Below are 2366 nucleotides of genomic sequence, written 5' to 3'. Positions count from 1 at the left end.
AGCCAGCCGAGCCATGGCCCGGCCCTGCCAACACTGTTGCCCACACCGCTGGACCCCAACCAACGGCGCAATTACACGCAACACTTCGAGTATGACCGGGGCGGGAATTTGATCACCCGCCAGCACAGCGGTGCGCCGGGTTTTTCGATGTTCACTTCAGCACGGAGCAACCGCAGCCTCGCGCAACGGGACGATGGTTCGCTGCCGGGAGAGGGTGACATTGCATTGGGTTTCGATGCCTGTGGCAATCAACGGGACCTGCAGCGTGGTCAAGCCATGCGCTGGGACCTGCGCAACCAGCTAAGTCAAGTCACCTTGGTCCAGCGCGAAACCGACCCCGACGACTACGAAAGCTACCGCTACGACCGCCCCGGCCATCGCTTGCGCAAAGTGGGATTCGCCCAAAGCAGTGGCCGCACCCTGCGCACCGAGGTCCGTTACCTCCCCGGTCTGGAAATCCACCGCCAGGCCGAGGGCGAAGAACATCACGTCATCAGTGTCGAAGCCGGACGCAGCAGCGTGCGGGCATTGCATTGGCCCGCAGGTGCGCACCGTGACCAACTGCGTTACAGCCTCAGCGATCACCTCGGTTCCAGCACCCTGGAACTGGACGACGACGCGGGCGTGCTGACTCAGGAACACTATTACCCCTTTGGCGGCACGGCGTGCTGGGCGGGTAAAAGTGCGTTGGCGGCGCAGTACAAAACCCTTCGCTATTCGGGGAAAGAGCGGGATGCGACAGGGTTGTATTACTACGGGTACCGTTATTACGCGCCGTGGTTGCAGCGCTGGATGGGGCCTGATCCTGCAGGTGATATTTCCGGGCCAAATAGATACTTAATGGTGGCGAATAATCCTGTGGGTTTTATTGATCAGAAAGGGTTGGACCGAGAAAGCGCAATCGGTTTGTGGAAATATGCGTTCAAGGTTATTGTGGTTAGGGGGAAAGAAACTCGGAACTTTGATCCTGGTTTATTTGTGCGTCATCGAACTTACAGCGAAAGCGAAAGAGAGCGCAGCGATTTTGTTAAAACCAAAATGGACCATGCTTTTACTCGTGATGAGAGATCAATGGAGTCACTTTATGGTGAGGGGGATGTGTTTGAAAATTTATACTACAAGCGTAAATGGGTCTTTGAGTATAACTTTAAGTTCAGTGAAAGTCGTGAGTATTTTGCAAGTGATGTAGCGAGATTTCAGTATGCTGCTGTTTCCAGAAAAAAAGATTTTTTCGGGTTTCTTCCTTTTGTTTTGAAAAGAAAACGTGTCATAAATCAAGATACGCTTAGCGTTATGCATGAGGCGAAAGGAACTTCCGAAAAAAGACTGGAAATATTTCTTAATGAAACTCCTAGTGGTAAGTCAACAAAGAGAATAATGGATGAATTCAATCTTGTTGCTACCGGTTTCAGGCAGGTTCCTAAAGTAATAAAATCCTATGAACAGGAAGGAGAAGAAATTTTCAGGCCGGCTGATTTTTATGTGAATGTGAAATTTTCAATTCGTGCCTCTATTGAAAAGGCAAAGAGTGTTGGTCAGACAGTGCACGGCGAAGCTACTTCAATGCCCAAGTTAAAGTCGCCTCAAGAATCGCGCGATTTATCGGTGGCGGGTATGCAACTCAACTAAGCTTGCCTGATATTAAAGTGTTCGATGGATCAAGTTGAATTTGTTGAGGTGGCTTTATTTTTCTATGGTGCTTATTTGGCAGATATTGAGGAGGAAATACTATAATGCGGTCACGTTATTTATTCTTCCAACTTGAACATCAACGCCTTCAACCCACACTCAACATCGGCATCCGAAAACTCCGGCGGATTATCCCGCTGCTGTTCGAACCGCAGACTCGGCGCCTCACGGGCACGCCGTCGATGAGAAAGTCGGTGCCGAAGGCCAGGTCGTTAATACATGCCAGCACGCTACCTTGCGGTTGAGCGGTTCTGTTGGGTTTCGTAGGGATGCTGCAGAAATGAGCGAGCGACGATCCGACTGGCCAATGAAGGCAACTTTACAAGCCCCAACCTGTTACTTCTTACAGTATCGGTCCGCCTAAAAAAGGCTCACGCTGTCCACGATCCGAGCGAAGGACCGACGATACCGTGAACGCACACCACCACGCTGCGACACCGACGCTGTCGGTCATCGATTCGCGCGCCCTGGCGATTCGCAGCGTGGGTTACTGCCGGCATCCCGACAGCCCGGTGATTGATCCACGCATCACCCGGCAACGCTTCGACGCGGCAGGTCACTTGATCGAGTCCTGGGACCCACGGTTGTGGGGCACGGCGCCGAAGCCGAACCTGACTACGCTCTACGGCTTGAGCGGCCAACCGTTGCTGACAGACAGCGTCGATGCCGGATGGCAA

General features: G+C 52.5%; 2 protein-coding genes and 1 pseudogene. 2 read left to right on the top strand and 1 reads right to left on the bottom strand.

Annotation, left to right across the window (positions count from 1 at the left end):
* On the top strand, positions 1 to 1629 hold a 1629-nt coding region (locus AC3WJW_RS29930), incomplete at its 5' end, for an RHS repeat domain-containing protein (RefSeq protein ID WP_493728543.1).
* Positions 1630 to 1748: 119 nt separating this feature from the next.
* Here AC3WJW_RS29930 and AC3WJW_RS29925 read toward each other — a convergent pair.
* Positions 1749 to 1930: pseudogene (locus AC3WJW_RS29925) on the bottom strand (class I SAM-dependent methyltransferase); the annotation flags it as partial.
* Positions 1931 to 2099: 169 nt separating this feature from the next.
* Between AC3WJW_RS29925 and AC3WJW_RS29920 the strand changes: the two are divergent.
* On the top strand, positions 2100 to 2366 hold a 267-nt coding region (locus AC3WJW_RS29920; protein WP_493728542.1), incomplete at its 3' end, for a hypothetical protein.

This window comes from Pseudomonas sp. GW821-FHT07G06, from assembly GCF_058986625.1.
This window is presented reverse-complemented; position numbering and strand designations above follow the sequence as displayed.